Source organism: Nitrospirillum guanabarense (assembly GCF_034653355.1).
Lineage (GTDB): Bacteria > Pseudomonadota > Alphaproteobacteria > Azospirillales > Azospirillaceae > Nitrospirillum.
This window is the reverse complement of record NZ_JAYEER010000003.1, coordinates 1,363,928-1,390,315: the sequence shown is the minus strand read 5'-3', so window position 1 is coordinate 1,390,315 and position 26,388 is coordinate 1,363,928. Positions and strand designations below refer to the sequence as shown.

Annotated in this window: 25 protein-coding genes; 10 read left to right on the top strand and 15 right to left on the bottom strand. The window is 70.6% G+C overall.

The window, feature by feature from the left end; genetic code table 11:
- Nucleotides 1–20 precede the first annotated feature (20 nt).
- A complete protein-coding gene (locus UAA55_RS15435) occupies nt 21–1,829 on the top strand; it encodes an IlvD/Edd family dehydratase (protein WP_322953804.1) in 1,809 nt (602 codons plus the stop codon).
- 309 nt (nt 1,830–2,138) lie between these two features.
- On the opposite strand, the gene UAA55_RS15430 is transcribed toward UAA55_RS15435, so the two are convergent.
- The 3 genes from UAA55_RS15430 to UAA55_RS15420 form a co-directional block, all read right to left on the bottom strand.
- Nucleotides 2,139–2,633, bottom strand: coding sequence for a YybH family protein (locus tag UAA55_RS15430; protein ID WP_322953803.1), 495 nt, complete (start codon nt 2,631–2,633; stop codon nt 2,139–2,141).
- Between the two features lie 421 nt (nt 2,634–3,054).
- Nucleotides 3,055–3,981, bottom strand: a complete 927-nt coding sequence (locus tag UAA55_RS15425; protein WP_322953801.1) for a Gfo/Idh/MocA family protein — start codon at nt 3,979–3,981, stop codon at nt 3,055–3,057.
- A 71-nt stretch (nt 3,982–4,052) separates the two neighbouring features.
- Nucleotides 4,053–5,630, bottom strand: coding sequence for an aldehyde dehydrogenase (NADP(+)) (locus UAA55_RS15420; RefSeq protein WP_322953800.1), 1,578 nt, complete (start codon nt 5,628–5,630; stop codon nt 4,053–4,055).
- A 311-nt stretch (nt 5,631–5,941) separates the two neighbouring features.
- Here UAA55_RS15420 and UAA55_RS15415 point away from each other — a divergent pair, with 311 nt between their 5' ends.
- Genes UAA55_RS15415 through UAA55_RS15400 form a run of 4 tightly spaced genes read left to right on the top strand, consistent with a single transcriptional unit; the run spans nt 5,942 to nt 8,189 of the window.
- On the top strand, nt 5,942–6,691 hold the full coding sequence (locus tag UAA55_RS15415) for a hypothetical protein (protein ID WP_322953799.1): 750 nt from the start codon (nt 5,942–5,944) through the stop codon (nt 6,689–6,691).
- 15 nt (nt 6,692–6,706) lie between these two features.
- Entirely contained in the window at nt 6,707–7,045 is a 339-nt protein-coding gene (locus UAA55_RS15410; protein ID WP_322953797.1) for a PadR family transcriptional regulator, read from the top strand.
- Nucleotides 7,038–7,793: a permease prefix domain 1-containing protein gene (locus UAA55_RS15405; protein ID WP_322953795.1), complete on the top strand. Its 756-nt coding sequence runs from the start codon at nt 7,038–7,040 to the stop codon at nt 7,791–7,793. The genes UAA55_RS15410 and UAA55_RS15405 overlap by 8 nt, the downstream gene beginning before the upstream one ends.
- 30 nt (nt 7,794–7,823) lie before the next feature.
- Nucleotides 7,824–8,189 carry a hypothetical protein gene (locus UAA55_RS15400; protein WP_322953794.1) on the top strand — a complete coding sequence of 122 codons (366 nt, stop codon included), beginning with the start codon at nt 7,824–7,826 and terminating at the stop codon, nt 8,187–8,189.
- Between the two features lie 76 nt (nt 8,190–8,265).
- Here UAA55_RS15400 and UAA55_RS15395 read toward each other — a convergent pair whose 3' ends face one another.
- The 12 genes from UAA55_RS15395 to UAA55_RS15340 form a co-directional block, all read right to left on the bottom strand.
- Nucleotides 8,266–9,117 (bottom strand): hypothetical protein, encoded by an 852-nt coding sequence (locus UAA55_RS15395; RefSeq protein WP_322953793.1) that lies wholly within the window; start codon nt 9,115–9,117, stop codon nt 8,266–8,268.
- Nucleotides 9,114–11,369, bottom strand: a complete 2,256-nt coding sequence (gene gspD, locus UAA55_RS15390) for a type II secretion system secretin GspD (RefSeq protein WP_322953792.1) — start codon at nt 11,367–11,369, stop codon at nt 9,114–9,116. Before gspD ends, UAA55_RS15395 begins: the two co-directional genes overlap by 4 nt.
- Complete coding sequence (locus UAA55_RS15385) at nt 11,366–12,148, bottom strand: hypothetical protein (RefSeq protein ID WP_322953791.1); 783 nt, start codon at nt 12,146–12,148, stop codon at nt 11,366–11,368. Before UAA55_RS15385 ends, gspD begins: the two co-directional genes overlap by 4 nt.
- Nucleotides 12,126–12,701: a GspMb/PilO family protein gene (locus UAA55_RS15380; protein ID WP_322953790.1), complete on the bottom strand. Its 576-nt coding sequence runs from the start codon at nt 12,699–12,701 to the stop codon at nt 12,126–12,128. Before UAA55_RS15380 ends, UAA55_RS15385 begins: the two co-directional genes overlap by 23 nt.
- A gap of 30 nt (nt 12,702–12,731) precedes the next feature.
- Nucleotides 12,732–13,763, bottom strand: a complete 1,032-nt coding sequence (locus UAA55_RS15375) for a PilN domain-containing protein (RefSeq protein ID WP_322953789.1) — start codon at nt 13,761–13,763, stop codon at nt 12,732–12,734.
- The gene (locus tag UAA55_RS15370) at nt 13,739–14,434 is read right to left on the bottom strand and encodes a prepilin-type N-terminal cleavage/methylation domain-containing protein (protein WP_322953788.1); all 696 of its coding nucleotides are present in this window, start codon (nt 14,432–14,434) and stop codon (nt 13,739–13,741) included. Before UAA55_RS15370 ends, UAA55_RS15375 begins: the two co-directional genes overlap by 25 nt.
- Nucleotides 14,431–14,853, bottom strand: coding sequence for a type II secretion system protein (locus tag UAA55_RS15365; RefSeq protein WP_322953786.1), 423 nt, complete (start codon nt 14,851–14,853; stop codon nt 14,431–14,433). The genes UAA55_RS15370 and UAA55_RS15365 overlap by 4 nt, the downstream gene beginning before the upstream one ends.
- A gap of 16 nt (nt 14,854–14,869) precedes the next feature.
- A complete protein-coding gene (locus UAA55_RS15360; protein WP_322953785.1) occupies nt 14,870–15,307 on the bottom strand; it encodes a prepilin-type N-terminal cleavage/methylation domain-containing protein in 438 nt (145 codons plus the stop codon).
- 9 nt (nt 15,308–15,316) lie between these two features.
- Nucleotides 15,317–15,778 carry a type II secretion system major pseudopilin GspG gene (gene gspG / locus UAA55_RS15355; protein ID WP_322953784.1) on the bottom strand — a complete coding sequence of 154 codons (462 nt, stop codon included), beginning with the start codon at nt 15,776–15,778 and terminating at the stop codon, nt 15,317–15,319.
- Complete coding sequence (locus UAA55_RS15350) at nt 15,762–16,994, bottom strand: type II secretion system F family protein (RefSeq protein ID WP_322953783.1); 1,233 nt, start codon at nt 16,992–16,994, stop codon at nt 15,762–15,764. The genes gspG and UAA55_RS15350 overlap by 17 nt, the downstream gene beginning before the upstream one ends.
- Nucleotides 16,995–16,998: 4 nt before the next feature.
- Nucleotides 16,999–18,648, bottom strand: coding sequence for a GspE/PulE family protein (locus tag UAA55_RS15345; RefSeq protein ID WP_322954469.1), 1,650 nt, complete (start codon nt 18,646–18,648; stop codon nt 16,999–17,001).
- A 600-nt stretch (nt 18,649–19,248) separates the two neighbouring features.
- Nucleotides 19,249–19,761 (bottom strand): hypothetical protein, encoded by a 513-nt coding sequence (locus tag UAA55_RS15340; protein ID WP_322953781.1) that lies wholly within the window; start codon nt 19,759–19,761, stop codon nt 19,249–19,251.
- Between the two features lie 180 nt (nt 19,762–19,941).
- On the opposite strand from UAA55_RS15340, the gene UAA55_RS15335 reads away from it, so the two are divergent.
- The 5 genes from UAA55_RS15335 to UAA55_RS15315 are packed head-to-tail and all read left to right on the top strand — an operon-like array spanning nt 19,942 to nt 26,346.
- Nucleotides 19,942–21,765 carry a hypothetical protein gene (locus UAA55_RS15335; RefSeq protein WP_322953780.1) on the top strand — a complete coding sequence of 608 codons (1,824 nt, stop codon included), beginning with the start codon at nt 19,942–19,944 and terminating at the stop codon, nt 21,763–21,765.
- Between the two features lie 57 nt (nt 21,766–21,822).
- Nucleotides 21,823–22,332, top strand: a complete 510-nt coding sequence (locus tag UAA55_RS15330) for an ester cyclase (RefSeq protein ID WP_322953778.1) — start codon at nt 21,823–21,825, stop codon at nt 22,330–22,332.
- Nucleotides 22,329–23,897 carry an MFS transporter gene (locus UAA55_RS15325; protein WP_322953777.1) on the top strand — a complete coding sequence of 523 codons (1,569 nt, stop codon included), beginning with the start codon at nt 22,329–22,331 and terminating at the stop codon, nt 23,895–23,897. Before UAA55_RS15330 ends, UAA55_RS15325 begins: the two co-directional genes overlap by 4 nt.
- The gene (locus UAA55_RS15320) at nt 23,894–24,973 is read left to right on the top strand and encodes an HlyD family secretion protein (protein WP_322953776.1); all 1,080 of its coding nucleotides are present in this window, start codon (nt 23,894–23,896) and stop codon (nt 24,971–24,973) included. The genes UAA55_RS15325 and UAA55_RS15320 overlap by 4 nt, the downstream gene beginning before the upstream one ends.
- The gene (locus tag UAA55_RS15315) at nt 24,973–26,346 is read left to right on the top strand and encodes an efflux transporter outer membrane subunit (RefSeq protein WP_322953775.1); all 1,374 of its coding nucleotides are present in this window, start codon (nt 24,973–24,975) and stop codon (nt 26,344–26,346) included. Before UAA55_RS15320 ends, UAA55_RS15315 begins: the two co-directional genes overlap by 1 nt.
- Nucleotides 26,347–26,388: the final 42 nt, after the last annotated feature.

The following is a 26,388-nucleotide window of genomic DNA, read 5'->3' as shown; positions in this document are numbered from 1 at the left end:
TTCCTGAAGAAAGCTCTGCAATGACGTCGTCCGACCCTTCCAACGGCAAGCCCAAACTGCGGTCCCGCGCCTGGTTCGATAACCCCGACAACCCGGACATGACGGCGCTGTATCTGGAGCGCTACCTGAACTACGGCCTGACCCTGGATGAGCTGCAGTCGGGCATGCCCATCATTGGCATCGCCCAGACGGGGTCGGACCTCAGCCCCTGCAACCGTCACCACCTGGTGCTGGCCCAGCGCCTGCGCGAGGGCATCCGCCAGGCCGGTGGCATCGCCATCGAATTCCCCGTCCACCCCATCCAGGAAACCGGCAAGCGTCCCACGGCCGGCCTCGATCGCAACCTGGCCTATCTGGGCCTGGTGGAGCTGCTGCACGGCTACCCCCTGGACGGCGTCGTGCTGACCATCGGCTGCGACAAGACCACGCCCGCCTGCCTGATGGCCGCCGCCACGGTCAACATCCCGGCCATCGCTCTGTCCGTCGGCCCCATGCTGAACGGCTGGCACAATGGCGAGCGCACCGGTTCCGGCACCATCGTGTGGAAGGCTCGCCAGATGCTGGCGGCGGGCGAGATCGACCAGCGCAAGTTCATCGAGCTGGTGGCCAGCTCCGCCCCCTCGACCGGCTATTGCAACACCATGGGCACGGCCACGACCATGAACAGCCTGGCCGAAGTGCTGGGCATGCAGCTGCCGGGCTCCGCCGCCATACCCGCCCCCTACCGCGAGCGCCAGCAGATCGCCTATGAGACGGGCAAGCGCATCGTCGAAATGGTGAACGAGGACCTGAAGCCGTCGGATATCATGACGCGCGAGGCCTTCCTGAACGCCATCGTGGTGAACTCCGCCATCGGCGGTTCCACCAACGCCCCCATCCACCTGGCGGCCATCGCCCGGCACATCGGCGTGGATCTGGAGCTGCAGGATTGGCAGACCCATGGCCACAAGGTGCCGCTGCTGGTGAACCTGCAGCCGGCGGGCGAGTACCTGGGTGAGGATTATCACCACGCCGGTGGCGTACCGGCCGTGGTGGCGGAACTGATGAAGCAAAGCCTGATCCACGAAGGCGCGCTGACCGCCAATGGCAAGACCGTCGGCGATAATTGCCGCGATGCCGAGATCAAGCTGCCCGACGTCATCCGTCCCTTCGACCAGCCCTTGAAGAAGGATGCCGGCTTCCTGGTGCTGCGCGGCAATCTGTTCGACAACGCCATCATGAAGACCAGCGTGATCTCGGATGAGTTCCGCGACCGCTACCTGTCCAACCCCGACGACCCCGAAGCCTTCGAGGGCCGGGCCGTGGTGTTCGACGGGCCGGAGGATTACCACCACCGCATCGACGACCCGGCCCTGGGCATCGACGCCCACACCCTGCTGTTCATGCGCGGCGCCGGCCCGGTGGGTTATCCCGGCGCGGCCGAGGTGGTGAACATGCGGCCGCCCGCCTACCTGATCAAGCAGGGCATCACCGCCCTGCCCTGCATCGGCGACGGCCGGCAGTCCGGCACCTCCGGCTCCCCCTCCATCCTGAACGCCTCGCCGGAGGCGGCGGCCGGCGGCACCATCGCCCTGCTGCGGACGGGCGACCGGGTGCGCATCGACCTCAAGGCCGGCACCGCCAACATCCTGATCAGCGACGCTGAACTGGCGGCCCGCCGCCAGGCCCTGGAAGCCGCCGGCGGCTACCAGTACCCGGCCAGCCAGACGCCCTGGCAGGAGATTCAGCGCGGCATGGTCGGCCAGCTGGGCGACGGCGCCGTGCTGGAACCGGCGGTGAAGTACCAGCGCGTGGCCCAGACCAACGGCATCCCGCGCGACAACCACTGAGGCGTCGACAAGGAAAAGGCGGCGGCGCCCAGGGAAGCGTCGCCGCCTTTTCCTTTTTCCCATTGGGGATGGCCAAGTCCGCGGATGCGGTTGTATTCCGCCGCGAGCCACGGATTGAAGGACAGGTCCGGCGGCAGGCTGATGGCGACGCGATTGCGCCAGCTATCTTTGAACCTCCTGCGACGACAGCCGTGCGAGATGCTTGCGCAATGTTTCCGGATTGGCACTGCCGTTCTGTTCGGCAAGCGCAATCCCTTTATCAAAAGAGGCGATCACCTTTTTTATTAAAGCCAGGAGCCGTTCACGAAATTACAGCTTTTTCGGATCGTAGACCGTGAAAATTTGCTCTAGAATTTTCCACACAGATGCCTCGCGCCGAAAAATGAAAAGGTAATCACCACTGAAGTGCATCACAGACCCACCTTTTATTGGCAATAATACTTCCTCGTATTGCCCGCTATCGTAAGCGAGATCACCGGACGCTTCGCAGACAAGGCTCTTCAGATGAATGTCAGGTGCAAATTTTTCCTGCAGGGCCGCGAAGTTCTGACGAATTTCCGTAAGACCGGCCCAACGCTCATGCGAGCTAGGCAGAAATATCGCATCCGACGAATACAACGCCAACACATTTTCCAGATTTTTACCGCTCCAATCTGATGCCCAGTCAGCGCTCAATATATTAGCACCTGCACAGTTCTCTTCAGCCATTGCGGCGGAATTTAAAGTCAATAATCCGCATATTGCCACGATTCGTTTCGCGAACCCGCAAACGAGATTTGACAACTGTGCTGGCTGATTGCTCATGAGGTCCCGCTCTTCATGGCACCGCACTTGATCCTAGCGGCCAGCCGCTGGGAGGACGCCCTACCCGCCATGCATGAGGCTACGCCGTTGCTGCCGGCCTGTCACCAGTTCCGGGCAAAGTGTGGAACCCCCACGTCGACGGCGGGAGCTTATCGTCCGAAGTATGAGCGCTGGCGATCATTACGACCTTGAGCGAAGACGGCTGAAAAAGATCAGCATCATAGGTCGGAAAGACCGTGCCATAGCCGCCGACAGCACGACGGTTCTCGCATTCAACTGGATCGTAGATGTCACGGATAGTCCCGACACCTTCCAGAAGTCGTCGATGGCTCCAACGCTCTATCCAAGCGCTTTCACACCTGTGGAAAAGCCGGCGGGGGCGCCGCCGGCTTTCTCGGACCCTGGAACCGCAACGGCCGGCCTAGTCGTGGAACTCTTCCACCAGCACGCGATGACCGCAGAGGAAGGCGTCGGCCACATGGCTGAGCGGGGCCAGGTCCACATCCACCTGGCGGTCGCGCACCAGGCGACTGAACAGGGCGTAGAGGTTGGCATACTCCGCTTCCGGTTCTTCCAGATGGGCGACGCCGTCGATGCTCATGGCAGCACCACCACGGTTCAGCGCCAGAGTGCCGTCCGTGGTCTCCACCACGATGTCCCAGCTCTGCGGGCCGGTCTGGCGCCAGTCGAACTCCGCCCGCACCGGCACGCCGGACAGGTCCTGGAAGTCCAGCTGGGCCGCGATGGGGGCCTGGCGGTTGGCCGGAAATTCCAGCGTGGCGGACTTCAGCACCAGGGCGCGCGGCAGGATGTGGGTGATGATGGACAGGGCGTTGATGCCGGGATCAAACACGCCCAGGCCACCCGGCTGCCAGATCCATTCCTGGCCCGGGTGCCAATGGCGCACATCTTCCTTCCACGACACCGACACCGATTTCAGCGTGCGGCCCGCCAGCCAGGCGCGGGCGGGTTCCACCGCCGGAGCGTAACGGGAATGCCAAGTGGCCAGCAGGGCCAGACCCTTTTCCTTGGCCAGGCCAACCAGGTCGTGCACCTCGGCCAGGGTGGCCCCCGGCGGCTTTTCCAGCAGCACGTGGACGCCACGCTCCAGCGCGTGGCGGGCCAGGGCATGGCGGCCCTGTGGTGGAGTGCAGAGGGCGACGGCCTCGACCTCCGGCCGGGCGTCCAGCAGGGCGTCCAGGCTGCCGTAGCTGTCCACACCGTCCAGCGTGGCGTTGCGGCTGGCCACCGCCACCAGGTCATAATCCGGATTGGCGGCGATGACGGGCAGGTGTTGGTCGCGGGCGATCTTGCCCACGCCCACCAGGCCGATCTTGATCGGTGACATGCGCTCTTGAGCTCCCCTGATTTTTATAAAAAAGGGGCGGGCCGGGTTTCCGGCCCGCCCCCCGTGGCGACTTACTTGCCGGGCTGCACCACACCATCGACACGGCGGTTCAGACCCAGCGGATTGCCATGCTTCACCGCCGTCGGCAGCAGCGCGTCCGGCAGGTCCTGATAGCAGACCGGGCGCAGGAAGCGGTCGATGGCCAGCGTACCCACCGAGGTGGTGCGGGCGTCGGAGGTGGCCGGGTACGGGCCGCCATGCACCATGGAATGGCAGACCTCGACGCCCGTCGGCCAGGCGTTGGCCAGGATGCGGCCGACGCGGCGTTCCAGCGTGGGCAGCAAGGCGGCGGCGGCGTCATAGTCCCCCTCGTCCAGCTGCAGGGTGGCGGTCAGCTGACCCTCCAGGCCTTCCAGCACCGCCTTCACCGCGTCGATGTCCGGGCAGCGGACGATGACGGAGGAAGAGCCGAAGACCTCGTGCGCCAGGGCCGGGTCGGCCAGGAAGTCGGCCGCCGTCACGCTGAACAGCACGCCGGAGCAGGCGTTGCCCTCACCCTCGGCCGCCTGGGCCAGGATGGTGGTGCTGGGGCTGTCGGCCAGGGCCTTCACGCCCTGCTTGTAGGCCTTGGCGATGCCGGGGGTCAGCATGACCAGGGGCGTGGTCTTGGCCACGGCCTCGGTGGCGGCGGCGATGAAGCGCTCCAGGTCCGGGCTCTCGACGGCGATGATCAGGCCGGGGTTGGTGCAGAACTGGCCGGCCCCCATGGTCAGGGAACCGACGAAAGCCTGGCCCAGGGCCTCGGCGCGCGCCTTCAGGGCGGCGGGCATCAGCAGCACGGGGTTGATGCTGCTCATTTCCGCGTAGACGGGGATGGGTTCCGGACGGCTCTGCGCGATGCGCACCAGGGCCAGGCCGCCGGCGCGGGAGCCGGTGAAGCCCACGGCCTTGATGCGCGGGTCGGCGACCAGCGCGCCGCCCAGCTCATTCGTGGTGCCGCTCAGCAGGCTGAACACGCCCTCGGGCAGGCCCAGTTCCTTGACGGCGGCGGCGATGGCCTCACCCACCATCTCGCTGGCGCCGGGATGGGCGGGGTGGCCCTTCACCACAACCGGGCAGCCGGCGGCCAGCGCCGAGGCGGTGTCGCCCCCGGCGACGGAGAAGGCCAGGGGGAAGTTGCTGGCGCCAAACACGGCCACCGGGCCCACCGGGATGTGGCGCAGGCGCAGGTCGGCGCGGGGCAGCGGCTTGCGCTCCGGCATCGCCGGGTCGACGCGCACGCCCAGCCAGTCACCCTGGCGGACGACGCTGGCGAACAGGCGCAGCTGGCCCATGGTGCGGCCCCGCTCGCCTTCCAGGCGGGCGCGCGGCAGGCCGCTTTCCTGGCCGACACGGTCCAGCAGGGCGTCACCCAGGGCCAGGATGTTGTCGGCGATCTTTTCCAGCAGGCTGGCGCGCAGCTCCAGGCTGGTCTCGCGGAAGGTGTCGAAAGCGCTCCAGGCCAGCGCGCAGGCCTGGGCCACATGGTCGGGGCCACCCTGGGCGAAGGCGGTATCCAGAGCTCCGTTGGTGGCGGGATCGATGGCGGTGAAGGTGGCGTCGGTGGCGACGCGGGCGCTGCCGATCAGCAGCTTACCGTGCAAAGACATCTGGTGTTCCTATCCCTCTGGGTGGCCTCCCGACGGGTGGCCTGTTGCCGGGGCGCCGCCCCTTGTTAGCCAAATTTGTACGATAAATCCACACTTCCCCGGCAAGCTTGCCCTTGAAGCTTGGCCGACCGGGGCGCGCGGTATCGATGATCGCGATCGGAATGTAGGCCTGATACCGGTAACATGCAATGGCGGGGCAGCCATGGCGCGACCCCCTTGCCATACCTCGCGACACAAGGCATTATACCTCGGCACGCAAGGTATGGCTCTGGCACCCGGTTCCACGGCACCTCGCCTTACAGGAGACGCCCATGCCCGACCTGTTCCGCGCCCTGGGTGAGCGCCTTCTGACGGCCGGCATCGCCCCCCGCCACGCACGTCGCTACGTCATGGAATTGCGGGAGCACGCGGCCGACCTGACGGCGGAGGAAATGGCCGCGGGCCTGCCCTTGCGGCAGGCGGAGGCCCGCGCCCTGGATCGCCTGGGCGGAGAGGATGTCCTGGCCCAGGCACTGCTTCGGCGCGGCGATTTCCGGTCCTGGGGCGCCCGCGCCCCCTGGGCGGTTTACGGCATCGCCCCGCTGCTGGGTGTCCTGGCCACCTACGGCCTGGCCTTGGGCGCCATCGTCGGTATCCTGGTGACGCATCGCCCCGCCCCCGGCGCCCATCCCATGCTGCCCCCCTGGTTTGGTGCCGCGACGATGACCCTGGGCTATCTGCACAACCTGGTCTTGCCGTTGATGATCGGCGGCGCCCTTGCCGGAATGGCCACCCGCCAGCGCATGCCCGCCCTGTGGCCCAGCGTGGCGCTGCTGATCGTCGGCATCGTCGGCGGCGCCGGCGTGGCGGAGGTACAGCTGCCCAAGGTGCCCGACGGCTATGTCGAGCTGGTAGTCGGCTGGTCCTTCATCTGTCCTTATGTGAACCTCGACACGGCACTCCGGCACATCGCCGTGATCCTGCTGCTGACCCTGGTGCCCTACCTGGCCTGGCATGTCTGGCGCAAGGCCGTCCCCCAAAACCCTGGCGGCCGTGACCCCGGCCACCTGATCGAGACCTGAGACGAGAGACGCCCCATGGCAGAGAACAACTCCAACTTCATGAGCGGCGTGCCCGAGTTGCTGATCCTGCGCCTGGTGCGGGAGAAGGAGATGTACGGCTATGAATTGGTCCAGGCCATCCGGGAACGCAGCCATGACGCCATCGCCTTGGGCGAGGGCGTGATCTATCCGGTGCTGCACGCGCTGGAGCGGGACGGCGCCCTGTCCTCCAGCCGCAAGACGGTCAACGGCCGCAGCCGCGTCTACTACGCCCTGACCGCCGCCGGCGCGCAGCGCCTGGACGACCTGGCGGGCAACTGGTCGCGTCTGACCGACGCCATCCAGTCCATTTTGATTGGGGTGCAACATGCCTGAGATGTTCGGCCCCCTGCGCCACCGGCTGCTGACCGCTGGCATCGCCCCGCGCCACGCCCGTCGCTATGTCGCGGAACTGCGCGACCACGCCGCCGACCTGGCGGAGGAGGAAAGACGCGCCGGCCTGGCGCCGGATGAGGCGCGCAGCCGCGCCCTGGCCCGCCTGGGCACGGCCGACGACCTGGTGCGCGCCATGATCGCCCGCGGCGATTTCCGCTCGTGGGGCGCCCGGGCGCCCTGGGCGGTCTACGGCCTGGGATCGCTGCTGGGCCTGGCGATGATTTACGGGCTGGTCATCGCCACCGTCGCCATCATCGTGGAAACGCACCGGCCGTCGCCGGACGCCCGTCCCGTGCTGCCCATCTGGTTCGACAGCGCCTTCGCCACCATCACGTACGTCCATGGCTTGGCCCTGCCCCTGCTGCTGGCCGCCTTGTTCGCCATCATGGCCACCCGCCAGCGCATGGCGGCGCTGTGGCCCAGCATCGCCCTGCTGGTGGTGGGCGTCATCGGGGGGGCGGGCACCTTTGACTTCATCCGCCCAGCCGACCCCGATGGCATCATGGAGCTGGAATTGCGCTTCACCCTGGCGCCGCCCTGGCCCGGCCTGGGCGACACGTTGCGGCACATCGCCATCAACCTGCTGCTGACCCTGGCGCCCTACCTCGCCTGGCGTGCCTGGCAGAAGGCCCTGGCGGAATGCTCCGATGGTGGGGACGACGCCGGCTTCCCGCTGACCCAAAGCTGACCCAAGGGGCTGAACATGACGTGCAGATCCATGAGAAGCGCGGCCCGCCTCGCGCTAACCCTGGCGGTCGCCCTCTTGCCGGCCGTGTCCTGGGCGCAGAACACCACCACCCCCGTGGCAGCGGGACCGGCGGCGACCTCGGGCCCGGATGCCATGATGGGCGAGGACATCATCGTCACCCCCGGCTTCCTGCCTTCGCCAGAGGAGGTGAAGGCCTTCCATGACGAGGAATACCGCCGGCTGAAGGGCATCTACGCGCCCGAGCCGCCACCCGTCAGCCGGGGCGACCGCCTGACCCGGAACAACACCCTGAACACCGGCACCGTGGCCGGCGCCCAATCCCTGAACTGCGCCAACGTGGGCGAATGCCGCGCCGCCTACACCGGCGACAAATGAGCGCCGCAGGCTGGAGTAGGCCACGGTGTAAAAGGTGAGCGGGACAGCCGCCCACAGGGTGTCGTCAGGGCCACCATCATGAGGCCCCGTCCCGGTCGGTCATGAGGCAGATGTCGCGCCCGACCAGGACGGGCCGCTGCCATTCCAGGGGCAACCAGGGGGATTCGGCCCCCGTGCCCGCCCCAGCCGCCTGCCGGCCGACACCCCGGTACAGCACGACGCTGCGTCGCAGCTGGGGCCGACCCTCCTCCACCACGGTCACCCGCACCATGCCGCCGGTGACCAGGCCCAGCGGGCCCTCCCCCCGCTCGTCCCCCGCCGCCGGCCTGTCCCCGGGCCGGCGGGTCAGCGGTTCCAGGCCATGAAAAGGCCCCCGGGCGTAGACGGTGCCCCAGCGGCGCAGGCAGGCGGCCACGTCGGCGTCCAGGCCGGGGATGGCGTCCAGATCCTCCAGCGACCACAGGGCCCGCACGGGATCGATGGTGAGTTCCAGGCCGCTGGCCCCCGGCGGGTCCATGCCGCGCCAGGCCGTGATGGCATCGGCCGCCCTCAGCGCCTGGCCTTCCGGGAAGCCCAAGGCGTGGATGGCCTGGGCCAGCGCCTTGCGTGACAGGCCGTTGAGGTCGATGCGGCCGGTTTCCGGCACCACCGTGACGGTCACGGTCTGGCCATCCAGCACCAGGCGGCGGGGTGGGGGAATATCCGTGTTCCCTTGTGTCAGCAGCGCGTCCAGGGCGATCCAGGTGGCCGCCGCCGCCCGCTGCTCCTGCCCCGCCGCGATGGAGGCCACGCGCGCCAGCCTGCGCGCCGACAGGCCGTTGCCCATGACCACCAGCCCCACCGCCGTGGCCATGGCCAGCAGGAACAGCACCAGCAACAGGGCGTAGCCCTGCTGGCCCGCCCCCTTGTCGACGGTCTTCGCCATCATTGGCTTGGCGGCGACGTCGGCTGCGGAGTCGCCGGCGGGATCGCGGGCACGCCGCTGGTGGCCCCGGCGAAGATTTCCAGGCGGCCCATGCTGGCGCGCAAGGCGTCCGTCACCTCGCGCGCCCGGGTGGCGTCGCGCACGATGACCGGGCGTAGAAACACCAGCAGTTCCGTCCGGCCCTTGGTATGGCCGTCGGTGCCGAACAGCTTGCCCAGCACCGGGATGTCGCGCAGGTAGGGGATGCCGGCGCCGTTATGGCTGGACGTGTCGCTGATCAGCCCGCCCAGGGCCACCGTCTCGCCGTCCTGGACGTTCACCACGCTGGTGATCTTGCGCTGCTGGATGGTGGGGCTGTCGATGCCGGACGTGGTGGTGGTGGCCACGGTGCTGACCTCCTGGTTCACGTCCAGCACCACGGCCCCGCTGCGGTTGATGCGGGGCGTCACCTCCAGGATCACGCCGGTGTCGTGATATTCGACGGAGTTGACCACGGCGCTGTCGCTGGTCAGCGTGCTGGTGGCCGACTGCACCACCACGGGCACCTCGTCACCCACCTGCAGGCGCGCCGTCTCGTTGTTCAACACCATCAGCCGCGGGGCGGACAGCACCTGCACGTCGGTGACGCTGGACAGCGCGTTCAGGACCACCCGGGTGTTGGGTGTCAGGAAGGTGTAGTTGAAGTTGGGGTAGCTGGCCCCCACGGTGGCGCCGTTGGTGTTGGAAAAGCCCGCCGTGCTGCTGCCCCGGTCCAGGAACCATTGGACGCCGAAGTTCAGCTGGTCGTTCAGGGTGACCTCGGCGATCGTCGCCTCGATCAGCACCTGTTCGCGGGGCGCGTCCAGGCGGGTCAGCACCTGTTCCAGCAGGGCGTACTGCGCGCCGGAACCGAAGATCAGCAGGGCGTTGCGCCGCTCGTCCGCCACCACGCGGACGCCTTTCAGTTCCGACAGCCCGTCGTCCTCTCCGCCACCCTCACCGCCACCGCCGGCGGGCAGGGTCGCGCCACTGGCCAGGGGGCTGGGCGGCGCGCTGGCGGCGGAGCCGGAGGCGCCGGTGGCCGCGCTGCCGCTGGGCGGGCCGCCGCCGGCGGCCAGGCCGGCCCGGCTGGAGGAGGAGGTGGTGGTCGTCGCCATCGAGGAGCGGCCGCCGCCGCGGCCCCGCCCCTGCTGTTCGGTCGATGGCTGCTGCTCGGCGCCGGCACGGCCGACCAGGCGGTTCAGGGCGTTGGCCAGTTCCACGGCGGAGCCGTTCTGCACCTCATAGAAATGAACGACCTTGCCGCCGTCGGGGCCAGGCCGGTCCAGCCGGTCGATCCAGGTGCCCACGGTGGGCAGCAATTCCGGCCGCTTGGCCACCACCAACAGGGCGTTCAGCCGGTTGATGGGCACGAAGTCCACCATGCCCTGCAGGGGGCCGGCATCCAGTTGCAGCACGCGGCGCAGTTCCGCCTCCAGCCGGGCGGGTTCCACCGACTGCAGGGTGTGGAGGGAAAAGGACAGCCCGGCCAGCCAGTCGACATCGAAGCTGGCGACCAGTTGGGTGAAGGACTCGATCTCATGTGCCGTTCCGTTGACGATGAAGATGTTGCGGCCGGCATCCGCCAGCTGGATGAAGCCCTGGCGGGTCAGGGGGTGGACGATCTTGTCCAGTTCCGCCACCGAGACGTGGCGGATGGGCACGATGGCGGTGCTGAAGCCCGCCGTGCGTTCCGCCGCCGAGGTGGTCTGCACCGGCGCCTGGCCGGCCGCGTCCGCCGCCGGCACCACCTGATAGAAGCCGTCGCCGCCGATGATGGCGAAGCCCTGGGTGCGCAGGGCCGCGTCCACCGCCGCCAGCGCCTGCCCCCTTGCCAGCGGACGCGTCGTGCGGATGGTCACCTGGCCCTGCACCTTGGGGTCGATGGTGTAATTGAGGCCCAGCATGCCGCCCAGAACGGCGTCGAGGACGGAGCGGACATCGGCGTTGACGAAATTCATCTCCACCGGCTCCCCCTCGCCCGCCGCCGGGGCCGCGCCCGACACGGACCGGGTTTGCCGCACCAGCTGGCCCGTGCCCGTCACGGTCTGCGCCGGCACGCGGGGCGGCGGGGCGCTGGAGCCGATGACGCTGCTCACCGGCGCCGTGGTGGCGGGCGGCGAGGACGGCAGCGGCGTGCCCGGCCCGCGCGTCACGGCGCTCTCCGAACAGCCGAACAGGGTCAGGCAAGCCGCAAGCAGCACGCGGGGCGGGGCGCTGGGACGGGATCGGTTCATGGCTGCTGCCTGGGTGTGCCATCAGGAGGGGGCCGGGAGGGCGGATGGTTGGGCTGGGCATCCAACTGCCGGGGATCGGGCGGCGGCGGATTGGTGGGGGTGGGGCCGGCCGCCGGCGGCGCCCCGGACGGCTTGGCCGAGGGCGCGGTCGGCCCCGGCACCGTCCCGGCCGGCGGCGGCGCGCCGGTGGCGGGGGGCGCCGCCGTGGGGGGCGCGGCCGGCAGGGGCGCCGGCCCGGCGGAGGTGCCAGGCGCGGGCGTCGCCGGGAGCGCCTTGGGTGGCGCGGGCACGATGGGCGTACCGGCCGCGGGCGGTGGCGGCAGGGCCAGGGGATAGTCGCGCACGGCCGCCCCCCGGCGCAGGCGCAGGCTGGACCGGCCGATAGCCTCCACCGTCCAGCCCTGCAGCTCATCGCCCAGGCGCACGCTGAACGGCTTCTGCGCCTTACGATCCAGCCCGGTGGCCGCGCCGCCGCCAAGGCCCGTCACCACGCCTGTCACCTGCAGATCCGGCCCATCGGGCGCCACCGGCCCACCCCCTTTCAACGGTGGGCGCCGGTCAGGCGTGAACAGGGGGCGCCGCGCCGCCTCCCCCGGCTCAGCCGACAGGCCCATGGGGGTGGGGCCGGCCATGGCCGGGACCGCCGGCAGGGGAGTCCCCACCCGCGCCGGCTGGTCCGACGCGCCCACGGCCACCGCCAGCGCCAGGGCGGCGCCAACCGCCAGGCCGGTCACCGCCAGCACCAGCGCGGATCGGTCAAGAGGCGGCCAGGTCGGCATAGACGTCGATCTCCAGCTCCAGGGTCACGGGACGATCCTCTCCGGGCGCGGGACCACGCGCGGCCCGGCCGAAACCAGGCCCGGGCGCCGGCGGTTCCGACGCCTCCGCATGGATATGCACGGATCGCAGCAACAGGCGCGGACGCACGCCATCCAGCGCGGCGACGGCATTGGTCACGGCCACCGCGTCACCCTCCGCCGCCACGGACAGATGGATGCGGCGGTAAGGGCCCCGGCCGGCATCCGTTTGCGCCGTCAGGGCGCGGACGGTGACGCCGGCCTGCCGCAGGGCGCCGCGCACGTCACCCTCGGCGTCGGCCTGCACCGCCGCCACGTCCGCGCCCTTGCGCAACAGGGTGTGGACCCCCAGCGCCCGGTCGAACAAGGCGGCGCGGCGGCTGAGATCGTCGCGCTGGGTCAGCAGGACGCGGGCGCTTTCCAGTTGCCCCAGGCGGGCGACGCGGCGGGTGGCCGCCGCCTGCACCTCATCGACCAAGGGGGCCAGGTAAAGATAGGGCGGCAGCGCCAGCAGGCATAAGGCGATGGCCAGCACGAAGACCGGGCGGGGGAGGCTGCCGCCATCTCAGGGGCTCCCCACCGCGAGGGAGGTCGCCAACGTGAAATCACGCACCGCGCCGCCGGATTGACTGGGCACGGGAGCGGCCGCCGCATCGGGGGGGTCGGTGAAATGCGGATCGGTGAAGGGGCCGGCGGCGCGGACGCGGGCCAGCACGTCCGCCAAGTCGGCGGCGCGGCCCTGCAGTGTCACACCCCGAGGCGCGAGCGTCACATCCTTGAGCCAGACACCGTCGGGCAGTGCCAGCGCCAATTCGTCCAGCACCTGGCCCCGTCCCGGCTGGGCCAACAGCACGGCGGTGGCGGTGGCGTCGGGGCTGAGAAACAGCATGCGGTCACGCATGTCCTGCACGGCCCGCGCCTCCTTGGCCACCCCCGCCAGCTTCCGCTCCACATTGGCGGTCTGCTGGTCCAGGATCCAGATGGCGACGGCGAACGGGATGGGCAGGGCCAGCCAGAACAGGCCGGCGACCAGGAGCATACCCAAGGCCCGCCGCCGTACGCGCACGGGATTGAAGCGCAGGAATTCCGGCGCCGGCCCGGCCGGCACCGCCGCCGTCACCCCCGCCAGAGTCAAACCGGCCCCCACCGCCGAAGCCAGCACGGCCGACAGCACGGTCCGCCGCACCATGTACACCCGCGCCATGCCACCCCCTTTCCTCAGGCCACCGTCGGTGAACGGCAGGGTCACCACATCCCAGGCCAAGAGGTCGGGACGCAGGGGCATGAAGCGGTGGGCCTGCATCTCGACGAAGCCCCGGGCATCCACAATGGCCCCGCCCAGGCCGCCCTTGGGCAGGGGCACGTCGACCGTGTGCACATCCACCGGGTCCAACACCAGACGCACGGGCATCAGGCGCACGGGCCCACGATCGGCCGGCACGCGCAGCCCGACGCCGCCGGGCGGCACGAACAGGACCGGCACCTCCAGCCCCAAGGGCCGGCGCCAGCGGCGGGGCAAGGCGGCGATGACGCCGTCGGCCAGCCCGTCCATGGCCAGCACGGCCAGACGTTTCAGGCGGTGGGGCAGGGTGGGCATCTAGGCCCCCCCGGCCGGCAGCCGCCCTGCACCGGATCATAGGCGCACAGGACGCCGCCGCGCGCCACGGGGGCGGCGATCATGGGTGGCCAGGGCGCTTCCTCATCCGCGAGCACCACGTCCAGCCGCACCAGGGCCGGGGCGCGGCCGGCATCCGTCCAATGATCGGTCCAGGCATGGGCCTTCGCGTCGAAATAGGACCAGGCGATGCGTGACGCGCCATCAACCAGCACGCCGTCGCCCGGCGGCGGACCGTCCGGGCGCAGGGGCGCCACACGCAGGCGCAGGGCCTGGTGGCCGGCCGGCCCCTCCACCGTCAGAGCCATGCGGTAGAGACCACCCCGGCCCAGGCCAGGGGGCAAGGGCCCCAGCACGTCGAAATGCCGGGCGTCGCGCTCCAGGGGCGGCATGTCCGATCCGGCCGCGCCCAGGTCGGCGGGGGTCAAGGCGTTGGTCACCAGGAAGCGGGTGAAGTCATGCACCCGGCCCAGGTCGGCGGCGGCGCGCTGCAGGGCGCCGCTGCGATCCGCCATGCGGTTCATCAGGGGCAGGAGGCCGACCGCCGCCACGGCCAGCATGCCCAGCAGGGCCAGGGCCACCAGCGCCTCCACCAAGGTCATGCCCTGGCGACTGTCAGCGGGACTGCGGATCGCGCGGGCCGATGCCGTCATCGCGTGTCGTCCACCACGGCACGGCTGGTGAGGACCGCCAGCACGGGCCCTTCCGTTCCCCGCGCCGTTCCGGACACGGCGATTTCGGACGCGCCGGGAATCATCTGAGGCGGGGTCATGCCGCGCACTTCTACCCGATAGTCCCGGTCACCAGTCGGGGAAACCGCGCCCGGCACAATTTTGACACGGTAGGGCAGGTTCGGTTCCGCCACCTCCGTGGGCCGGTCGGCAAGGGGTATCGCCACGCCCGCCTCCGCCGCCACGGATTGGGCCAGGCGCAGGGCCGCCGTCTCCCCCCACGCCTGGCGCGCCGCCCAGGCGCCGGACCAGGCCGACTGCGTCAGCAGCGCCGTGCCCAGGCCGAAAATGGCCAGCGCGATCAGCATTTCCAACAGGGTGAAACCGGTGGCGCGACGCATGGTGTTCCCTTCGCCATCATTCCCGGTGGACCGTGCCCAGGGGCCAGTCGACCCGCACGATGGCGGCGCGATCGCCCTGGCCGAGACGGATCCGGGCGCCGGGGGACCAGCCGCCGGCCAGGAAGACCACGGCGTCCGGCCGGCTGCCGTCGGCGCCGTCGATGGTCAGGGCCACCGCCGCGATGCGCCGCAGCCGGCGGCCGGCGGCCCCGCCGGCGGGGTGTTTGAGGTCATCCAAGGAAAACGCCACCGGCTGGCCGGTGACCATGGCCTCCACCTGACGGCTGCGCAGCTCATCCTCCAGCGCGGAGACGGCGGCGCTGAAGCGCAGCCCGGGCAGACGATCCTGGATGCCCAGCGCCAGTGCCGCGCCCAGAATGCCCAGGATGACCAGCACCACCAGCACCTCGACCAGCGTGAAGCCGGCCTGGCGTGGTGGAACCCCGGCCCGCATCGTGACCCCCTACCAGCTGGTGACGTCGCGGGCGTCGCCGTCGCCGCCCGGGGCGTTGTCGCTGCCGAAGGTGAAGATGTCATAGGCGCCGTGGTCGCCCGGCACCTTGTAGCGGTAGGTGTTGCCCCAGGGGTCGACCAGGGCTTGGCGCTTGCGCAGGTAGGGCCCGCGCCAGCTGGCCTCGCCGGCCGGCGCCGTCACCAGCGCCTCCAGCCCCTCTTGCATGGTGGGGTAGCGGCCGACATCGACGTAGAACAGGTCGACGGCCGCCACCAGGGTATTGATCTGAGCCTGCGCCGCCTCCCCCTTCGCTTTTCCCAAGCGGGCGACCAGGTTGGGGGCGACCAGCAGGCCCAAGAGGCCGATGATCACCAGCACCACCAACACCTCGACCAGGGTGAACCCCTGCTTCCCACCGCGGCGATCACGGAAGGAAGGGGTTCGGTCCAGGGTGTCAGAGGGCGATGTCATTCAGGCTGAGGATCCCCGCGATGAGGGCGGCGAAGATGCCGCCGACCATGCCGCCGAGAACAAGGGTTAGGACGGGCGTCACCAAAGACAAGGCCCTATCCAGCGCTAAGCCCCTTTCGCGCTCCAACACTTTCGACAGATCCAGCAGGCCCTGCGGCAGGCTGGCGGTCTGTTCCGCCATGGTCAGCATGCGCGACAGGCGGCGCGGAAACAGCGGTTCGGCCTGCACCGCGCGGCTAAGGTCGGATCCGCCGCGCACGGCGACGCGCACCCGGTCGGCGGCCCCCGCCAGGGCGCGGTTGGCCACGCAGCCACCAGCGGTGGCAAGAGCGGAAGCAAGCGGCACACCGCCGCTGAGCAGGCTGGCCAGCGTGCGGGTGTACAGCGCCAGCTGGGCGTCGCCGATCAGCCGGCCCAGGGGACCCGTCCCCACCAGCAGCATCCGGTCCATGCGCAGGCGCAGATCGGGTTGGCGGTAGGCGCGCAAGATTCCCAGCACGGCCAGGGCGCCACCGGCCAGCAGGCCGGGGCCGAAGTGGCCCAGCAGGTCGCCAATGGCCAGCACGGCGGCGGTTGCGGCGGGTAGCTTGGCTTTGCTACCGGCGAACAGATCCTGGAACTGCGGCAGGACATAACCGGCCATCAGCGCCAGGGCCGCCAGGGTCAAGAGACCGATCAGGGCCGGATAGGTCATGGCGCTGACCAGGCGCTGGCGGAACTGGGCCCGGTCCTCTTCCAGGGCCGCCAGGTGGCCGAGGGCGGCAGGCAGGGACCCGCCCTGCTCACCCGCCGCGACCAGGCCAATGAACTCCGGCGGGAAGGCCGGCCCTTGCGCCGCCAGGGCGGCCGCCAGGCTATCGCCGGCGCGCACCCTGGCGCGGATCTGGCCCACCAGGGCGCCGGCGGCCGGGCGCTGCATCTGGTCGGCGACCAGGCCCAGGGCCGGTTCCAGGGCGAACCCGGCGGAAACCAAGTTGGCCAGGTCGCGCACCAGGGACAGCCGTTCCGCCCGCTTCAAGCCCTTGCCCCCGCCGCCGCCGCCGCCGCCGAGGGTGCGCTTGGCCTCTTCCGCCTTGACCGACAGGGGCGTCAGGCCGCGCTGCATCAGCTGGTCGACGGCGGCGTGGCGGTCGGCCGCTTCAATGGTGCCCCGACTGGCGCGGCCATTGGCATCGACGGATCGGTAGGTGAAGCTGGTCATGGCCATCGTCGTCATTTTCTCAATCCGCCTTGGTGACGCGCAGGATTTCCTCAGGGGTGGTGACGCCATCCAGCACCCGCTGCAGGCCGTCCTGGTACAGGGGCACCATGCCGCCGCTCTCCACCGCCGCCGCCTCGATCTCCGCCGAGGAGGCGCCCTGGCGGATCAGCGTCCGCACCTGGTCGTTGATGGGCAGCCACTCGGCGATGGCGCAGCGGCCGCGGTAGCCCGTGCCGTTGCAGGCGGGGCAGCCCACGGCCCGGTGCACCGTGGTCATGCGCGCCGGCAGGCCCAGGGCCGCCGCGGCCGCCGCCGACAGGGCGTGGGGCTGGCGGCAGTGGGGGCACAGGGTGCGCACCAGGCGCTGGGCCAGCACACCGTTCAGGGTCGAGGCCAGCAGGTAGGGGTCCACCCCCATGTCCATCAGGCGCGGCACCGCGCCGGCGGCGTCGTTGGTGTGCAGGGTGGACAGCACCAGGTGGCCGGTCAGCGCCGCCTGCACCGCCACCTTGGTGGTCTCGCCATCGCGCATCTCGCCCACCAGGATGACGTCGGGGTCCTGGCGCAGGAAGCTGCGCAGGGCGTGGGCGAAGGTCAGGCCGATGCCCGGCTTCACCTGGGTCTGGTTGATACCGTCCAGCAGGTATTCCACCGGGTCCTCGACGGTCAGGATCTTGCGGCGGGCGGCGTCCATGCCCCGCAGGCCGGCGTAGAGGGTGGTGGTCTTGCCGCTGCCGGTGGGGCCGGTCACCAGCACGATGCCGTGGGGGCGGTCCAGCTCGGCCGCCAGCGGGTCCGCCACCCAGGCGGGCAGGCCCAGGCTGTCCAGCCGGCCGCCGGCGGTCTGCTGGTCCAGGATGCGCATCACCACGTCCTCGCCATGCACGGTCGGGGTGGTGGAGACGCGGAAGTCGATCTCGCGGCCCTGCAGGGTCTGGCGGATGCGGCCATCCTGGGGCAGGCGCCGTTCCCCGATGTCCAGGCCGGCCATGACCTTGACGCGGGTGATGAAGCCGGCGGCCACGCGGCGGGGCAGCACCTCCGCCTCGCGCAGGATGCCGTCGACGCGGTGGCGGACGACCAGGCGGTCGGCCATGGGCTCGACATGGATGTCGGTGGCGCCGGCGGCCAGCGCCGCCTGGATGGCGTTGCCCACCAGGCGCACCACCGGCCCCTCGCTGGCCAGATCGCGCAGGCGTTCCGCATCGCCCTCCAGCAGGTCCGGCATCTCATCCTGGTTGGCCGCCGGCTGCGCCGCCTCGTACAGCCGGTCCAGCGCCGCGGCGATGGCGGTGCCGGTCATCACCACCGGGCGCACCGGCCGGCCGGCCAGGAAGGCGGCGGCCTTCAGCGCCTGGGCGTCCAGCGGGTCGGCCACGGCGAACACCGCCTGGGTGCCGTCGCCCGGGGTGCCGCCCGCGCTCAGGGGCAGCATCAGATTGGTCTTCAGGAAGGCCAGGTTGGCCGTTTCCATCATCACCGGCGCCTCGGGCAGGTGGTCGGCCGGCCACAGCGCCAGGCCCAGGGCCCGGGCGTAGGCCGCCGCCATATGCTCTTCCGACACCAGGCCCAGATCCACCAGCCGACGGTCAACCCGGCCCCCAGCCGCCTGCGCCCGGCCCAGCCCGCCATTGGACAAATGGCCCGCCGACGCCAGCGCGGACAGCACGCCGCTCAAGGGGTCGTCCTGATGTTCCCGCTGCGGGGTGGTATCGGTAACAGCACGGGCAGCTGAGTGATGATGGGCCGTCACGTAGTATACCCTTTAAAACTGGATGTCGAATATGCCGGGCTCTTTGTGTGGGAATAGTTCTAGGTCGTAAAGGTTAATATATCGCGAAGGGCCTAGGTCTCGAAACCTACCTCCAAAGAGGTAATACCAGGACCCCTAGTCTGGAGGCGGCCGTTAACTCCTTGAAAAATATTGAATCCCCTCACGATAACCGCTCGTGAATGGACAACGCGGTGTGGCGATTCGGCCCTTGCCCACCCCTTTCATCCAAGCGGCACCTATGCCGGACGATGGATCGTCGCTTACAGTCAAAAGCAATATTCATAAAATTTTAGATTTAACGAGCCGCGCCGATTTACCAGGCACAGTGCCCAGTCATCTGAATCCCTTCGGATTTTATTCAAATGGCCAATTCATGGGCGGCTTTCTTAAGCAACCACAAGTGAAAGATCGCAATAAAAGGTTGATGGCCCGCCGCCAGCGAAGGTCACCATTGCCATATGCGCATTGCTGGTCGGATAAGGCCGGAACCGTATCCTAAATGCGGTCCAGACTTTCCAGCAGCTTGCGCGACCGGGCCAGCAGGTCGATGAAGGCGGCGTCCTGGATCTTGGCCAGGCGCACGGCGAAGGCCACGGCATCCGGGTCGCGCTGGCCCGACAACTCATGCAAGGCGCGCGCCCGCTCCAACCCCGCCGCCAAGCTGGTGTACCAATAGACCAGGTCACGCGGCAGCGGCGTGGGCAGGATGCCCACCGTGCTGCCCAGGGCGCGGAACACCGGCATGTAGTCGCGGTCGCCGCGGAAGGCGTGATGAACGACGGATGGGGCCTCGCCGCAAGCCTGCAGGTCGGCGCGCAGCATGGACAGGTAGTTCTCCTCGATATGCTGCGACAGGGCGCCGATCTCCCCGATCAGGGCGCAGGCGATGTTGCGCTTGGCGCGGCGGCGCACCTGGCGCTCGTGGAACGTGTTGGCGATGAAGCCGGAAAACCCACCCACGACGCCGCCGGCGACGGCGCCCGATATCTGCAGCCACGGCAATTCCATCGCCCGTTCCCCTTCCTCGCCCTGTCACAGCATAGCCGCGCGCCTGCCCCAAGGGGCCGTTAGCGCACGCACGCTAACGGTTAGACCAACCTGTGAGACGGGGCGCCTGCCTTGACCGGCCCCGGCGGCGCCCCTCATAAATTGCGGCACATTCAAATTTCTCAAAAGGACAGGGCCCCCGTGGATCCCACCAAGACGCCGTCGCCCTGGGCCGTGCGCGAACAGGTCGACCGGCTGCGGGCCAGCCCCCAGTTCGCCGGGTCGGAACGGCTGCTGGCCTTCCTGCATTTCATCGTCGAAGAGACGCTGGAGGGCGGCGGCGCCACCTTGAAGGAAGCGGTGATCGGCAACGCCGTCTATGGCCGCGAACCGCCCTATGATCCCCGCATCGACAGCACCGTGCGGGTGGAGGCGCGGCGCCTGCGGCGCAAGCTGGAAGACCACTACGCCGGCCCCGGCCGGACCGATCCGGTGGTCATCACCCTGCCCACCGGCGGCTATGTCCCCCTGTTCGCCCTCAACGCCGCACCGCCGGCGGAAGCGGACGCGCCCACCCCGCTGGCCGAAGGCCCGACCTACACCCCCGGCTTCGGCGCCGCCGTGGCCGTCATGCCGCTGCGCGCGCTGAGCCGAACGCCCGAGGACGACAGCTTCGCCGACGGCCTGACGGATGAGCTGATCTACGCCCTGGGCCGGGCGCAGGGCCTGCGCGTCACTTCACGCGCGGTCGCCTTCCAGGCGCACGACCAGGGCTGGACGGTGCCGGCCCTGGCGCGCGAGCTGGGGGTGGACGCGGTGCTGCAGGGCACGGTGCGCCGGCAGGACGGCATGCTGCGCGTGACGGTGGAGGTGTCGAATCCCAAGGGCTTCGTCATCTGGTCCGATCGTTTCGACGCGCCTGACCATGAACATCTGAGCCTGCAGGAGCGCATCGCCGCAACGGTGCTGAGCCGTGTGCGCCTGGACACCAGCGCCATGCGCGCCTCGCGCATCTCCCCCGGCCCGGTGGCGCTGGAGGCGCACGCCCGCATTTATCGCGCCCGCCAGTTGCTGGATCAGCAGACACCCGCCGCCCTGTATGAGGCGCAAGAAATCTTCCAGCGGGTGGCTGAAGGGGCGGCCGACTACGCCCGGGGCCATTCCGGCGTGGCGGACTGTCAGTGCGACCTGTTTCGCCTGGGCCTGGTCGGCCATGCCGAGGCCAGGGCGACGGCGGAGGCCGCCGTGCGCCGGGCGCTGGAGATCGACCCCCAGTCGGTGGAGGCGTTGGCCGCCCGCGCGACCGTGGCCGCCTGGCTGGACCGCGACACCACTGCGGCGGAAGCGGACTTCACCCGCGCCCTGCGCTTGGGCGATCATGCCCGCGCCGCCCGCCTCTACGGCGTCTTCCTCACCATCTTCGACCGGCAGGAGGAGGCGGAGCATCTGTTCCGCGAGGCCCGCGCCATCGAGCCCTTTTCCGCGCAGCAGGACATCGCCGAGGCCACCAGCCTCTACCAGGCCCGGCGCCATGCCCGGCTGATCGCCGCCGGGGCCCAGGCGGGCGGGTCGGCGGAGGTGCTGGTCTGCCGCGCCCTGGCCCATGTCTTCGGCGGTGAGCCGGAGGGCGCCCGCGGCCTGCTCGACGCCATCGAGCGGGTGGCGACCAAGCACCCCGACCTGACCTACGCCCGGGCGGAGATCGAGGCCTGGCTGGGCGAGCCGGAGCGGGGCTGGCGCCTGCTGGCCACCACCGACACGGTGCCGGCCACCGCCTTCGCCCGCGCCACCCTGGCGGCCGCCCTGAACGACGAGGCGCGGGGCCTGGCGGCCCTCAACCGCGCCATCGACCGGCGGGAGCTGTCGACCGTGTGGCTGCGTACCGACAGCCGCTTCGACGCCTGGCGCGACCGTCCGGGATTCCAGGCGGTGATGGACCGGTTGCGTCCCCCAAATCCGCCGCGCAAGCCGGCTAACGGTAAGCGCCGCCCCGCTCACTCCATCCCCACCCGCGCCCGCCCTTAGGATCGGCCATCGAGATGGGCAACCCGATGGGCGGGGAGATGGGGATGGGGCCGGAGCTTGGGATATCACAGCGCCCGTCGCGCGCCTGACATGGCGGTGCGCCGCACGCTCGACCGGATGCGCGCCCTGGATCGCGCCTGGAACGACCGGCGCTGGCACGACTATGCCGAGTTCCTGGGCGAGGATCTGGTCGCCCACGGCGACGGCGCCATGCCGCCGCTGGGCAAGCGGGCGCACATCGACCAGGCCGTGCGCTTCTGCGCCGCCTTTCCCGATGCCCGCATCCATCTCGACCCGTATCTGGAGCTGTTCAGCAGCCACGACGGCCACCGCAGCTGCGCCATCGCCCGGCTGACCGGCACCGCCACCGGCGGCCTGACCCTGCCCGCCGACCTCATCGACGGTCCCGACACCACCGCCCTGCGCCGGGCCTTCGACGTGCCCCGCTTGGCCGTCTGCCGTTGGGAGCGGGGCTGGATCGTCGATTACCGCGTCCACCTGGACACGGCGCTGATGCTGCACCAGCTGCGCGATGCGACCATTGGCATATCGACGGGGACGGCGTGAGCGTCACCGGCGACTACTCGTTCAGGCCGGAGGAACGGCCGACCTTCGCCGGCTCGCCCGCCGCCCCGGCGCATCCCCTGGGCCGGCGGCTGGGCTACGCCGCCGTGGCCGTGCTGGTGGGGGTGGCCTCCACCCTGGGCAACGCGTTGGTGAACGTGAACCTGGCCAACCTGTCGGGCGCGCTGGGGATTTATATCGACCAGGCCAGCTGGCTGCCCGCCCTCTATGTCGCCTTCAACGCCAGCGCCAACCTGACGCTGGTGAAGGCGCGGGCGCAGTTCGGCATTCCGGCGGTGACCTGCACCCTGCTGGTGGCCTATGCCTTGGCCGGCCTGCTGCAATTCATCCATCCCGGCTTCACCGCCGCCGTGATCATTCGCGCCGTCAGCGGCATGACGGCCGCCGGCCTGACCACCATGACGGTGTACAATCTGCTGCAGGTCTTCCCCGGCCGGTTCCGACCCCTGGCCCTGATCACCGGCATCGGCCTGACCCAGCTGGGCACGCCGCTGGCCCGCCTGGTGCCGGTGGAGATGCTGGCGCTGCACCAGTGGCAAGGCCTGCACCTGATGGAGATCGGCATCGCGCTGGCGGTGCTGGCCGCCATCACCGCCCTGCCCCTGCCGCCCAGTGAGCGCGCCCCCGCCTTCCAGCCGCTGGACTTCCTGGTCATCGGCCTGATGCTGCCCTGTCTGGTGATGGTCTGCGGCGTGCTGGGCCAGGGTCGCCTGCTGTGGTGGGTGGACACGCCGTGGCTGGGCTGGGCGCTGGCGGCGGCCGTGCCCCTGTTCACCCTGGCCTGGCTGATCGAACGGCGGCGGGAACGGCCCTTGGTGCAGGTGCGCTGGCTGACCTCGCTGGACATGGCGCGCTTCGCCGCCGCGGCGCTGCTGGCGCGCGTGTCCCTGGCCGAGCAGACCTATGGCGCCGTGGGTCTGCTGACGGCGGGCGGCCTGATCAACGACCAGTTGCGCCCCCTGTTCGCCCTGGTGGTCCTGTCCATGGTGGGCGGCATCGCGGCGGCGGCGTTGACGGCGTCGGAACGGCGCCTGCCGTTCCAGGTCATCACGGCCTGCCTGGCGATCGCCGCCGGCGCCTGGCTCGACAGCGACGCCACCAACCTGGTGCGGCCGCCGCAGCTGTACCTCAGCCAGATGCTGCTGGGATTCGGCACCACGCTGTTCATCGGGCCGGCCCTGGTCCTGGGCCTGGCGCGCATGCTGGCCAAGGGGCCGGACCATCTGGTGACCTTCCTGGTGCTGTTCAGCATCACCCAGAACGTGGGCGGGCTGGCGGGGTCGGCCCTACTGGGCAGCCTGCAGGTCGCCTCCACCCATTGGCATTCCCAGTCCTTGTCGGAACACCTGGTGGCGTCGGACCCGCAGGTGGTGGCCCGCCTGGCGGCGAGCGGCGGCGGCGCGCTGGGCCAAGCCCTGGGACGCGAGGCGGCGGTGCTGGCCTTCAACGATGTCTTCCTGTTCGTGGCCGGCCTGGCGCTCCTGAACGCGCTTTATGTCGGCTACGTCACCCTGTTCAACACCCTGCGCCGGAGACGCGGATCATGAGCGCCCCCGATACCCACCATTACTGGCATCCGCCCCGGCGCGGCTGGCTGGGCGTCCTGGCCATCGTGGCGGTGGCCGTGGGCGCCATCCTGGCCCTGCTGGCCGCCTGGCGCCTGCCGCCCTTTGCCGGTGCGGTGGAGGTGACGGAGAACGCCTACATCCGGGGCCGCACCACGGTGATCGCCCCGCAGGTCAGTGGCTATGTCGTGGAGGTCGCCGTGGGCGACTACGCCCATGTGACGGCCGGCCAGGTGCTGGCCCGCATCGACGACCGCATCTACCGCGCCCGGGTGGACCAGGCGCGGGCGACGCTGGCGGCCCAGCGCGCGGCCCTGGCCAACAGTGAGCAGGCCCACGCCGCCCGCACCGCCGGCCTGGCGGGCCAGGTGGCAAACCTGGCCAACGCCCGCGCCCAGCTGGCCCGGGCGCGCGCCGACATGGCCCGCGTGACCGACCTGGTGCGCGACGGCTCCGTCTCCATCCGTGAGCGCGACCAGACCCAGGCGGCCCTGGCCCAGGCGGAGGCGCAGGTGCGCCAGGCCGAGGCGGGCGGGGAGATCGCGCGCCAGGACGTGCGCACCGTCGATGTGGGCCGCGACGGCCTGCAGGCCCAGGTGGAGGCGGCGCAGGCCCAGCTGACGCTGGCGGAGATCGACCTGGAGCACACCGTGATCCACGCCCCCGAGGATGGCCAGGTGGGCGAGGTGGGCGTGCGCCTGGGCCAGTACGTCACCAACGGCACCCAGTTCCTGTCCCTGGTGCCGGGCGACCGCTGGATCATCGCCAATTACAAGGAGGCGCAGACCGCGCACATGGCCGTGGGCCAGCCGGCGCGCTTCACCGTCGACGCCCTGGACGGGGCGGAACTGACGGGCCGGGTGGAAACCCTGTCGCCGGCGGCCGGCTCGGAATTCGCCGTGCTGAAGCCCGACAACGCCACCGGCAATTTCATCAAGGTGCCGCAGCGCATTGGCGTGCGCATCGCCATCAGCCCCGGCCAGCCCCTGGCCGACCGCCTGCGCCCCGGCATGTCGGTTGAAACGCGGGTGGACACGAGCCCCGGCGGGCCCCAGTGATGAACCGGCTGGCCTATCCCCTGGCGTTCCTGCTGCTGGCCGCCTGCGCCGATCCCAAGCCGGAGGCGCCGTTGACCGCTACCGTGGAGCCGCCGCCGGCCTGGCGGGGCGCCACCACCGGCGATGGCGCGGTCGAGGCCGCCTGGTGGCGGGCCTTCGGCGACCCCGTGCTGACCCGCATCGTCGACCAGGCCCTGGCCAACAACACCGACGCCATGGTGGCGGCGTCCCGCGTGGCGGAGGCGCGGGCGCAGTACCGCCTGGCGGAGGCGCAGCGCCTGCCCAACGTCGCCTTCGCCGCCGGCGGTGGCCGGCAGCGCGACGTCAGCCCTTTCGGCCAGCCGCGCCAGCAGACGGCCGGACAGTGGCAGGCCACCGCCGCCTATGACCTGGACCTGTTCGGCCGGCTGGAGGACGCCAGCGAGGCCGCCCGCGCCGCCCTGCTGGCGACGGAGGCGGCGCACGACGCCGTGCGCCTAGCGGTCGCGACCTCGGCCGCCGCCGGCTATGTCGGCTTGCGGGCGCTGGACGCCCGGCTGGAGGTGGTGAAGCGCACCCTGGCGGCGCGCGAGGCCTCGCTGCACCTGGCCCGGCGGCGGGCGGAGACGGGCTACGCCGCCCTGCTGGATCTGGCACAGGCCCAGGCCGAATATGAGGCCACGGCGCAGTTGATCCCCGCCACCGAACTGGCCATCACCCGGCAGGAGGATGGCCTGAGCCTGCTGCTGGGTGAAAGCCCGCGCGCCATCGAGCGGGGGGTGGCGCTGGACGGTCTGACACCGCCGCCGGTACCTGCGGGCCTGCCCGCCGCCCTGCTGCGCCGCCGGCCCGACATCGCCCAGGCGGAGCAGCAGCTGGCGGCGGCCGACCATGGCCTGGATGCCGCGCGCGCCGCCTTCCTGCCCGACGTGCAACTGAGTGCGGCCGGCGGCACCGTGGCCAGCAGCCTGATCGACCCGGTCAACATCTTCACCCTGGGCGGCAGCATCCTGGCGCCCCTGTTCGACAGCGGCCGCCTGCGGGCCCAGGTCGACAGCGCGGCGGCCCGGCGGGACGCGGCGGCATTCGGCTACCGCAAGGCGGCCCTGACGGCCTTCCGCGAGGTGGAGGACGGGTTGGCCACGGTGCGGCGCAGTGCCGAACAGGAAGCGGCGCTGCTGCGCCAGCGCGACGCCCTGGCCCGCACCCTGGCCATCGCCACCGGCCGCTACCGCGCCGGCTATTCCCCCTATCTGGAGCAGCTGGACGCCGAGCGCGGCCTGCTGGCGGCGGAGCTGGCCCTGGTGCAATCGCGCGCCGACCGGCTGACTGCCGCCATCACCCTGGCCCAGGCGCTGGGCGGCGGCTGGCGGCCACGGACAACCCCGCCCTGAAGGACCGGCGTGGGGCGAGGTGTGGCCCATGCCGTCCGGGAC

Coding starts and splice junctions, on each gene's coding strand:
- UAA55_RS15435 (WP_322953804.1), top strand. CDS start 21: ATGACGTCGTCCGACCCTTCCAACGGCAAGCCCAAACTGCGGTCCCGC.
- UAA55_RS15430 (WP_322953803.1), bottom strand. CDS start 2,633: ATGAGCAATCAGCCAGCACAGTTGTCAAATCTCGTTTGCGGGTTCGCG.
- UAA55_RS15425 (WP_322953801.1), bottom strand. CDS start 3,981: ATGTCACCGATCAAGATCGGCCTGGTGGGCGTGGGCAAGATCGCCCGC.
- UAA55_RS15420 (WP_322953800.1), bottom strand. CDS start 5,630: ATGTCTTTGCACGGTAAGCTGCTGATCGGCAGCGCCCGCGTCGCCACC.
- UAA55_RS15415 (WP_322953799.1), top strand. CDS start 5,942: ATGCCCGACCTGTTCCGCGCCCTGGGTGAGCGCCTTCTGACGGCCGGC.
- UAA55_RS15410 (WP_322953797.1), top strand. CDS start 6,707: ATGGCAGAGAACAACTCCAACTTCATGAGCGGCGTGCCCGAGTTGCTG.
- UAA55_RS15405 (WP_322953795.1), top strand. CDS start 7,038: ATGCCTGAGATGTTCGGCCCCCTGCGCCACCGGCTGCTGACCGCTGGC.
- UAA55_RS15400 (WP_322953794.1), top strand. CDS start 7,824: ATGAGAAGCGCGGCCCGCCTCGCGCTAACCCTGGCGGTCGCCCTCTTG.
- UAA55_RS15395 (WP_322953793.1), bottom strand. CDS start 9,117: ATGATGGCGAAGACCGTCGACAAGGGGGCGGGCCAGCAGGGCTACGCC.
- gspD (WP_322953792.1), bottom strand. CDS start 11,369: ATGAACCGATCCCGTCCCAGCGCCCCGCCCCGCGTGCTGCTTGCGGCT.
- UAA55_RS15385 (WP_322953791.1), bottom strand. CDS start 12,148: ATGCCGACCTGGCCGCCTCTTGACCGATCCGCGCTGGTGCTGGCGGTG.
- UAA55_RS15375 (WP_322953789.1), bottom strand. CDS start 13,763: ATGCCCACCCTGCCCCACCGCCTGAAACGTCTGGCCGTGCTGGCCATG.
- UAA55_RS15370 (WP_322953788.1), bottom strand. CDS start 14,434: ATGACGGCATCGGCCCGCGCGATCCGCAGTCCCGCTGACAGTCGCCAG.
- UAA55_RS15365 (WP_322953786.1), bottom strand. CDS start 14,853: ATGCGTCGCGCCACCGGTTTCACCCTGTTGGAAATGCTGATCGCGCTG.
- UAA55_RS15360 (WP_322953785.1), bottom strand. CDS start 15,307: ATGCGGGCCGGGGTTCCACCACGCCAGGCCGGCTTCACGCTGGTCGAG.
- gspG (WP_322953784.1), bottom strand. CDS start 15,778: ATGACATCGCCCTCTGACACCCTGGACCGAACCCCTTCCTTCCGTGAT.
- UAA55_RS15350 (WP_322953783.1), bottom strand. CDS start 16,994: ATGACGACGATGGCCATGACCAGCTTCACCTACCGATCCGTCGATGCC.
- UAA55_RS15340 (WP_322953781.1), bottom strand. CDS start 19,761: ATGGAATTGCCGTGGCTGCAGATATCGGGCGCCGTCGCCGGCGGCGTC.
- UAA55_RS15320 (WP_322953776.1), top strand. CDS start 23,894: ATGAGCGCCCCCGATACCCACCATTACTGGCATCCGCCCCGGCGCGGC.
- UAA55_RS15315 (WP_322953775.1), top strand. CDS start 24,973: ATGAACCGGCTGGCCTATCCCCTGGCGTTCCTGCTGCTGGCCGCCTGC.